Source organism: Streptomyces sp. DSM 110735 (assembly GCF_016482685.1).
Lineage (GTDB): Bacteria > Actinomycetota > Actinomycetes > Streptomycetales > Streptomycetaceae > Streptomyces.
In genome coordinates this window covers 604,706-612,611 of the sequence record NZ_JACYHF010000001.1, presented here as the reverse complement: position 1 = coordinate 612,611, position 7,906 = coordinate 604,706, and the positions used below count along the sequence as shown (strand labels likewise).

The window sequence follows — 7,906 nt, the reverse complement described above, 5'->3', positions numbered from 1 at the left end:
CCCTGAGTTCCACCCTGAGTGTTGCCAGTTCCGCCACCCTGAGTTCCACCCTGGGTATTTCCGGTCCCGCCACCCTGAGTTCCACCCTGAGTGTTCCCGGTCCCGCCACCCTGAGTTCCACCCTGAGTGTTGCCAGTTCCGCCACCCTGAGTTCCACCCTGGGTATTTCCGGTCCCGCCACCCTGGGTCCCGCCCTGGGTATTTCCGGTCCCGCCACCCTGGGTCCCACCCTGCGTGTTGCCGGTCCCGCCACCCTGCGTCCCGCCCTGGGTATTTCCGGTCTCGCCACCCTGGGTCCCGCCCTGAGTGTTACCAGTGCCGCCCTGCGTCCCGCCCTGGGTGTTGCCGGTGCCGCCCTGGGTTCCGCCCTGGGTGTTGCCCTGGCCGCCGATCTGGGTGCCACCGATCGTGTTGCCGGTGCCGCCGTTGATCGTGTTGTTGACGATGTTGGTCGTGTTGTTGGTGACCTGGTTCACCACGGTGGGCGGCAACCCGAGCCGCTGCGCCTCCGCTTGGGCCGTCTGCCGTCCGATGGCGACCGCCTGCTGCTGGGAGGCTCCGTTGCGCACCGCCTGCTGCGCCGCCGCCGTACCCTTCGCGGTCGCCGCGGCCGCCGCGGCGGACTGCGAGGCGTTCCCGCCGGCTTCCGACCCGGAGGACGAGCACTGCGTGCCGCCCACGGCGATGGGGCCACCGCCGGTGACGCCTACCTGGACATCGCCGTTCGACCCCGCGGAGACGCGAGAAATAGTTTGTCCACCGCGCGTGACGTTGTACGACTGGTCGGGGGTGAAGCCGCTTCCCCGCACCGTCCCGTTCTGCAGGCTGCACGTTGCCGAGGGGGCCGCGGCAGCGGGGTTCGCGGGAAAGGCGAAAACGGCCGCCCCTGCCGACAGCGTCGCGGTTATCGCGGCTGCCACAATTCCTTTTCTCATGGATTTCTCTTTCTCCTGCGGGGGTGAGTCCGATACGCACACAGAATGCATCGGAGAGTTGACCCGAACCAGGGAAATGGGTGCCGCTCATCGGATTCAGGCACGCCGGACAAGCGGCTCAGTTCCCCATGCTGGTCCCACCCGTAGGTCGCGTCAACTCAAGGCGCAGGCCAGGAAATATCTACCCTCGTCGCCGTCACCGGAAATAGCGACAGGTCCCCCGCAAGCCCCCAGGACCACCGTTTCACTTGGCGCATAAACTAGCGACCCCGCTGTGGTCACAAATACCGACAGTACCCACGCATTGCCATTCCGCATTTTGGTCGCCCGCGGCTACCACAATCCGCCGACACCAAAATGCCTCGCATTTCGAGCTTTCGCGGCCCGCCGAGCGGCGTCGCACCGCCCGTGCGTCACACCGCCCCGTCGAGCAGCGGCAGGATGTCCCGCAGGTCCTCCGTGTCGAGGGCGTGGTCCGCCACCGCGCGGGCGTCGGCGGTGGCGTTGAGCGCGATGGACGTGCCCGCCGCGCGGAACAGGGGGACGTCGGAGCGCGAATCGCCCACCACGGCGATCTCGTCGAGCCCCACGCCGTGCGCCTCGCACCAGCGCGCGACGAAGGCCAGCTTGCCCTCCTCGTCGATGTGCTGGGCGACCCGCCCGGAGAGCACCCCGCCCTCCGTCAGCTCCATCCCCGCACCGCAGACCTCGGCGAAGAACGGCCGGTACTCCAGCTCCTCGGCCGCGAACCGCCAGGCCAGCGTCGCCAGAAGCAAGGTGCGACCGGAGTCGGCGAGGGCGGTCAGGGTCTCCCGTACGCCGCCGATCCAGGGGGCGCTCCGCAGATGCCCCCGGATCTGCGCGGGCGTCGCCCCGGTGAAGAGGACCGCCTCACGGGTCGCGAACTCGTGGTTGTCGATCTCGTACGCGCCGTAGAGACGCTCCAGCTCCTCGACGGCCGGACGGTGCCCCATGGCGTCGGCCAGGACCAGCGAGGCGGTCGTGGAGCGCAGCAGGGTGCCGTCGAGGTCGAAGGCGACCACCGGGTGTCCGTGTCTCATGACCGCTGCTCCACTCCTGCCGCGAAGTCGGTTACCGGAACCGGGAGTTGACCGTCACGGCCAGCCGAGGCGCCGGGCCAGCCAGGTGCCGCACAGTCTGCCGTAGTACGCCTCGTGCGCGCGCAGATGCGGGGACCAGTACGGCGACGGCTGCCGCCCGCTGTGGACGTAGAACCCGGTGAGCGCGCACAGGAAGGCGTCGACGGCCGCCGGGTCGGCCCGGCGGGTGAGCGGATGGCCGGTCGCGATCTCCTCGGGGTCGCCGCCCGCCGCCGCGACCGCCGGGAGGAGGTAGACCAGCTCCACCCAGTCGGCCCCGACGCACGCCCAGGCCCAGTCCACGGCGACGGCGGTGCCGTCCGGGGTGAGCAGCAGGTTGTCGTGGCGCAGGTCGGCGTGGAGCAGGGTGTCGCCCGAGGTGGCGTCCGTCCAGTGACTCTCCAGCTCGGCGAGGCGGTCCAGGTGCCGCAGCGCCCAGGACCCGAGGTCGCCGGGCGGACCCTCGCGCCGGAAGGTGCGCCAGCCGTGCAGCAGCGGGCCGAGCGGGGTGGTGATCGGCACGGCCCACGGCAGCGGGTTGGGTGTGAGCACCTCGGTCATGCGTTCCACGCAGGCGAGGACCGCCGCCAGGTCAACCGGGCTGCCGAGGTCGGGATGGCGGCCCTCGACGTCGTCGTAGACGAGGACGATCCAGCCCTCGACCTCCAGGCTGAACCGGAGCCGGGAGGCGGGGACCGCGCCGGGCAGCGCGCCCGCGATCCGCGCCTCCATCCGGTAGTCCGGGGTGAGTTCGTGGCCGGTCGGGAGCGCCTTGACGAAGGCCCTCGTGCCGTCGGCCAGCCGGAGCCGGGCGGCGACCCCGTCGGTGAAGCCGCCGTTCTGGCTCACCGCCCCGGTCACGGTGGTGCCGAGGCGCCGCTCGGTCCCGTGCCGCACCGCCGGGGGCAGTTCCGCCCAGGTGGAGCGCAGGGCCGTCGCGGCCGGGAGCGGTGACGTCACGGGTGTTCCGCCGGGGCGCCTGTGTCCCGCGGGGTTGCGAGCGCCTCCTCGATCCGCCGGAGCGTGTCCGGGGTGAGGCTCCCGTGCGCGGCGGCGGCGTTGTCCACGGCGTGCGCCGGGTTGCGGGTGCCGACCACCGCGCAGGTCACCGCCTCCTGCGCCAGCAGCCAGGTCAGTGCCATACGGGCCAGCGAGGTGCCCGCGTACCGCTCCGCCACGGGGCGCAGCGCGCTCACGGTGCGGCGGTGCCGGGCGCGGGCGGGGGGCGCGAAGAAGCGGGCGTGGTTCTCGACGCAGAAGAAATCGTCGGCGCCGACCACACCGCCCCGCCAGTCGTCGAACTCCGCGTCCGGGTCGAGCCCGTCGGTGAGCAGGCCGTACGCCAGGGGGCCGTACGTCATGACGCCGACGCCGTGCCGCACGCACAGCGGGCCGAACTCCGCCAGCTCCTCGCGGTGCAGCAGGGACGCCTGGATCTGGAGATAGTCCAGCTCCCCGGTGGCCGCGCACTCCTCGACCTCGGCGAGCGGGAAGTTGGACAGCCCGATCGCCCCGACGAGCCCCTCGGCCCTGAGCCGGACCAGGGTCTCCCACGGCCCACGCACCGGGACCGAGTCGGCCGGCCAGTGCAGGAGGTACACGTCCGCGCGGTCCCGGCCGAGCCGGGTCAGGGACGCCTCCAGGGCGCCCCGCATGCCCTTGTCGCTGTAGTGGTCCTCCTGCTCGGGTGCCACCTTGGTGCACACCCTGACCCCGGGCCGCCCGGCCAGCGCCTCCCCCACCACGCGCTCGGAGCCGCCGCCCCCGCCGTACACCTCGGCGGTGTCGATCCAGTTCACGCCCGCGTCGAAGGCCGCGTGCACGACGGCCACCACCCGGTCGGTCGACTCGTTCGGGCCCCAGGTGCCGCCGCCGCCCGCCTCCCAGGCGCCGAAGCCGATCGCGGACAGCCCGGCGGGGTTCCGTGTTCCGTGTGCCACTCGGTCTCCTTCACTCTCGCGGCTCACCGGTCAGATGAGCACGGGGATCGGTTGTTCGGCGTGGATACCGGCCCAGATCCGCTCGCCCGAGCCGTCCTCGGCCGCGCGGGCGGCGTCCACCCCGCGCCGGTAGGCGTCCCGGTACGCCGCGACGTGCCCGGACAGCCGGGCGCGGGCGGCGGCGATGCCGTACGGATCGCCGGGCGCGGCGGCGAGCAGCCGGAACAGCAGGCGCCCCCAGCCGTTGATCCGGCACTGGCGTTCGCGGCCGTGGGCGCCGCGGAACTTGTAGGCGACGGGGAAGCGGTAGAGCAGTTCGAGGGCGTGCAGTTGCTCCAGGAGTTCGGGGAGCGGGACGGGGCGCGGGCTCTCGCCGCCGTCCGGGTGGGCCGTGCTCAGCAGCAGGGCCACCGACCGCTCGGAGGCGAGGTAGATGTTGCCGGGGTAGACCCCGCTCTCCCGGACCACCTCGTCCCACAGGGCGAGCGTGCTCACCAGGCGCAGGGGCTCGGCGAGGGCGGTCGTGGCCGGGGGCGCGGTGAGCAGGGCCTCCGGGCGGACCGTGTGGGCGGGCAGCGTGATGCCGACCTCGCCGCTGTAGCAGGTCAGCGAGGGCGCGGCGGCGGCGAGTTCCGCCGGTGCCCGGACGGCCACTCCCGGCAGCCCGGGGCGGCGGTTGAGGGCGGGCCAGGCGAGCAGGCGCAGATGCGGCGGGAGGTCGCGCAGGGCGGTGGTGGAGAGAGCCATGTCAGCGCCTTCCGTCGAGGGCGGGCGCGGCGAACCGGTCCGACAGGGGCTGTTCCGAAGGGACTTGGGCGGAGAGGGCGGGGCGCCGGTGTGCCGGGCCGTCGTCCGGCGCCGGGGCGGCGATGACCTCGGCCCAGCGCCTCAGCCGGGTCAGGGTCTCCTCGTCGGCGGCGGCGCGGGAGCAGATCAGCCACACGTCCGCCTCGAACAGGGTCTCCAGCACCACCAGCCCCCGGCGCCGCATGCTCTCGCCCGTCTCGACACACTCGACGGCGACGTCGGCCAGGTCGGGCAGGTAGTGCTCCACCGAGCCCCGTACGGTGCGCTGGGTGTGCCCCTCTCCCCAGCGGGCGCGGGCGAAGTGCCGTGCGACGCGGGCGTATTCGGAGACGACACGCACCGGTTCCGTACCGTCGGCGTCCGGCGCGCGGTCCGGGCGGCCGAGCGCGCAGATCCGTACGTGGTACCAGCACAGCGGCGCCACCCGCACCACGTCCGCGCCGCTCTCGACCAGCCACTCCTCGCCCGCGATCCCGGCGTCGAGCAGCCCCTCGGCGACGAGTCCGGGGAGGTCGGGCATCCGCAGGAAGCGGGCGTCGAGAAGCGGTTCCCCGGCGCTGCCGCCGCCGCTCGTGCCGTCATGGAATCCCGCGCCCTCCCGGAAGACCGCCACCGCGGCCTCCGAGCGCGGCAGCAGACGCCCCTTGGGCAGACCCACGCTCAGCACGGCAGCACCTGCCGACGGTAGGGGCGGACGGCGCCGTGCTTGCGCATCTGGCGCTCCAGCTCGGTGGAGTAGGACTTCGCGAAGGCGTGCGCGGCGTCCGTGCGCGTGATGTTCGCCAGGCACAGCGACCACGCGAGGACCTGCCCCAGCTCCTCCTCCAGGCGCACCGTGGACTCCCCCCGCCGCATCGCCTGGGCCAGCTCCCCCAGTTCCTCCAGCGCCCAGGCGAGAGCCCGTTCCGGCTCCAGCCGTCCGTACAGGTCGCGGCAGTTCTCCTGGAGCCGCCGCAGCGCGGGTACGTCCTCCACCGGTTCGGTCACGAGCGTGCGCGCGAGGTCGCCGCAGCCCTTCGCGAGGGGGACGAGCGCCTCGGTCTGCGCGGCGCGTATCCGCTCGCGCTGCGGAGGGGCGAGCGGGGGATCTCCTCCGGCCAGTGCCTCCACCGCGTCCAGCCCGGCCGCGTCGAGCGTCGCGATCCGCCGCGGCTCGTCCAGTGCGGACAGGTCGTACGACCCGCCGGGCGCGCCGGTGACCCGGATCCCCCGCAGGGGCAGCCAGCCGGTGCGCCCGCCCGGCGCGTCGGCGCCGTACGCCATGGTGCCGCGGAGCACCACGGGGCGCGCTCCGGGCGGGAAACCCCCTCCTTCGGCGGCCACTTCGAGTACGCAGGCGGCCGAGTCCGGGGCGGCGGTCAGCCGGCCCACCACGCACACGTCGGCGTGGTCGGCGGCGAGCAGGGCGAGATGGAGGAGGCCGGGCGCCTCGGTGTCGTAGGGCGAGAGGGAGCGGGTCGGCTCCCCCGATAAGCAAGGCTCGTTACCGGTCGTCATGTACGTCCCCCCTGGGATCCCTGTCGGGTGTGCGGTGCCGTCCGGACGCGGACGGACACGGCCTAGCTGATGCGCAGTTCGTCGCCGCCGTACTCGATGCCGAGCGAGGGCACGGAGACGGACTTCGGACCCTCGACGACCTCGCCGCCGACGAACGCCTCGTATCCGGCGGCGCGCGCGATCTCCACGGTGCGGTCGGCGTCGTCCTCCGGCACCACGGCGACGTATCCGAAGCCCATGTTGAGCGTGGAGTACGCCTCCGCCGGGTCCATGCCGCTGCGCTCCGCGAGGAACGCCAGCACCTCGGGCACCTCGGGGAGCACGTCCAGGACGTAGCGCACCTCGGCGGCCGGGCGCATCATCTTCAGCAGGCCGTGGCCGGTGATCGGGTTCAGGAAGTGCGGGCGGACCGGAGAGTCCAGGAGCGCGCGGACGAAGGCCGGGTACAGCACCGAGGGGTCCAGCAGGGCGGCGCCGAGCGTACGGCCGCCGGGCAGCCGCGTCAGCAGCCCCTCGGGGAGTCCGGCCGCGACGTGCCGGGCGAGCGAGGCGCCGTTGGTGTGCAGCCCCGAGCTGGACAGGACCACGATGCGGTCGCCGGGGCGTACGGCGTCCCCGAACACCGGTTCTCTGCCCGGTGGCACCACCGCGAGGGCGCTGCCGCCCAGTTCGATGCCGGCGCCGGTGAGCAGCCCCGGCAGCGCGGGCGACTCCCCGCCGCCCCAGGTCGCGCCCGCCTGCTCGCACGCCTTCTGCCAACCGGCCAGCAGTTCGAGCGACTTGCGCTCGTCGGTGTACCAGGCGGCGTCCCCGGTCGCGAAGTACGCCGTCACCACCAGCGGGTTGGCGCCGACGGAGACCACGTCGTTGACGATGGCGGCGACCGCGTCCACGGCGACGTCGGCGAACCGGCTCTCCCCGGACGCGGCGAGATAGTCCTCCGCGATGATCGACTTGGTGCCGAGCCCCTCCGTCACCACGGCGAGCGTCAGCCCGCCCACCTCGACGACGTACGCCGTCGCGCCCCGCGATCCCGCCAACTCCCGTGCCCCGGCCGCCGCCAGCAGCCCGCTCGTGGCAGCCGCCCGCTCCACCGCCGCCCGTTTGACCCGGTCGAGCACCGAGTAGTCGACCCCGGCCTTGCCGTACTCCGACATGAACGCAACCCGCCCGTCCGCTGGAACAGCACGCATCGTCACCTTACGAAGCCATTCAACCGCAAAGCGTAAAGCGCCCCTCGTCGCGACGGCACCCCGCACCCCCACAACGTCCGAATCCCCCGCACCCCGGACCGAAAGCGCGCTCTTGCCCGCAAAGAGCGGGGTTGTATACGTGAACCCTGCATACGGGGGTGTTTTGTACGGGAGCGTGCATTCCGCACGGGGCGAGGGTGCACCGCGCACGGAGGCGCCCCACGCGCCCCACCCGCCCCCGGAAAACACAACGCCCCCGGATCGGTCTGTCTCCGATCCGGGGGCGTACGCGTAGGCCCTGTGGGACTCGAACCCACAACCAATGGATTAAAAGTCCACTGCTCTGCCAATTGAGCTAAGGGCCCCGGGCGATGTTGCCTGTCCGAGCATAGCGGGAGGTGGCCGTGTCTCCGATCGGGTATCGGGGACACGGC

Annotated in this window: 7 protein-coding genes, 1 tRNA gene and 1 pseudogene; all 9 read right to left on the bottom strand. The window is 72.9% G+C overall.

Translation table 11 applies throughout. The annotated features are described in order from the left end of the window. A pseudogene (locus IF655_RS02815) lies at nucleotides 1-935 on the bottom strand (hypothetical protein); the annotation flags it as partial. A gap of 413 nt (nucleotides 936-1,348) precedes the next feature. Continuing rightward, complete coding sequence (locus IF655_RS02810; RefSeq protein ID WP_199581829.1) at nucleotides 1,349-1,996, bottom strand: HAD family phosphatase; 648 nt, start codon at nucleotides 1,994-1,996, stop codon at nucleotides 1,349-1,351. Nucleotides 1,997-2,050: 54 nt separating this feature from the next. Beyond that, entirely contained in the window at nucleotides 2,051-2,995 is a 945-nt protein-coding gene (locus tag IF655_RS02805; RefSeq protein WP_199581828.1) for a phosphotransferase, read from the bottom strand. Further along, a complete protein-coding gene (locus IF655_RS02800) occupies nucleotides 2,992-3,975 on the bottom strand; it encodes an aldo/keto reductase (protein ID WP_199581827.1) in 984 nt (327 codons plus the stop codon). The genes IF655_RS02805 and IF655_RS02800 overlap by 4 nt, the downstream gene beginning before the upstream one ends. A 30-nt stretch (nucleotides 3,976-4,005) precedes the next feature. Next, nucleotides 4,006-4,722 (bottom strand): hypothetical protein, encoded by a 717-nt coding sequence (locus IF655_RS02795; RefSeq protein ID WP_199581826.1) that lies wholly within the window; start codon nucleotides 4,720-4,722, stop codon nucleotides 4,006-4,008. A 1-nt stretch (nucleotide 4,723) separates the two neighbouring features. Then, complete coding sequence (gene hisG / locus IF655_RS02790; RefSeq protein WP_199581825.1) at nucleotides 4,724-5,449, bottom strand: ATP phosphoribosyltransferase; 726 nt, start codon at nucleotides 5,447-5,449, stop codon at nucleotides 4,724-4,726. Beyond that, entirely contained in the window at nucleotides 5,443-6,279 is an 837-nt protein-coding gene (locus IF655_RS02785; protein ID WP_199581824.1) for a MazG nucleotide pyrophosphohydrolase domain-containing protein, read from the bottom strand. The genes hisG and IF655_RS02785 overlap by 7 nt, the downstream gene beginning before the upstream one ends. Before the next feature lie 62 nt (nucleotides 6,280-6,341). Next, nucleotides 6,342-7,472 (bottom strand): AIR synthase-related protein, encoded by a 1,131-nt coding sequence (locus IF655_RS02780; protein WP_199581823.1) that lies wholly within the window; start codon nucleotides 7,470-7,472, stop codon nucleotides 6,342-6,344. Nucleotides 7,473-7,764: 292 nt separating this feature from the next. Then, a tRNA-Lys gene (locus tag IF655_RS02775) sits at nucleotides 7,765-7,837 on the bottom strand. Nucleotides 7,838-7,906 lie beyond the last annotated feature (69 nt).

What these genes read in the sequence shown, in the direction of transcription:
- IF655_RS02795 (WP_199581826.1), bottom strand. Translation starts at nt 4,722, where the DNA reads ATGGCTCTCTCCACCACCGCCCTGCGCGACCTCCCGCCGCATCTGCGC.
- IF655_RS02810 (WP_199581829.1), bottom strand. Translation starts at nt 1,996, where the DNA reads ATGAGACACGGACACCCGGTGGTCGCCTTCGACCTCGACGGCACCCTG.
- IF655_RS02785 (WP_199581824.1), bottom strand. Translation starts at nt 6,279, where the DNA reads ATGACGACCGGTAACGAGCCTTGCTTATCGGGGGAGCCGACCCGCTCC.
- IF655_RS02780 (WP_199581823.1), bottom strand. Translation starts at nt 7,472, where the DNA reads ATGCGTGCTGTTCCAGCGGACGGGCGGGTTGCGTTCATGTCGGAGTAC.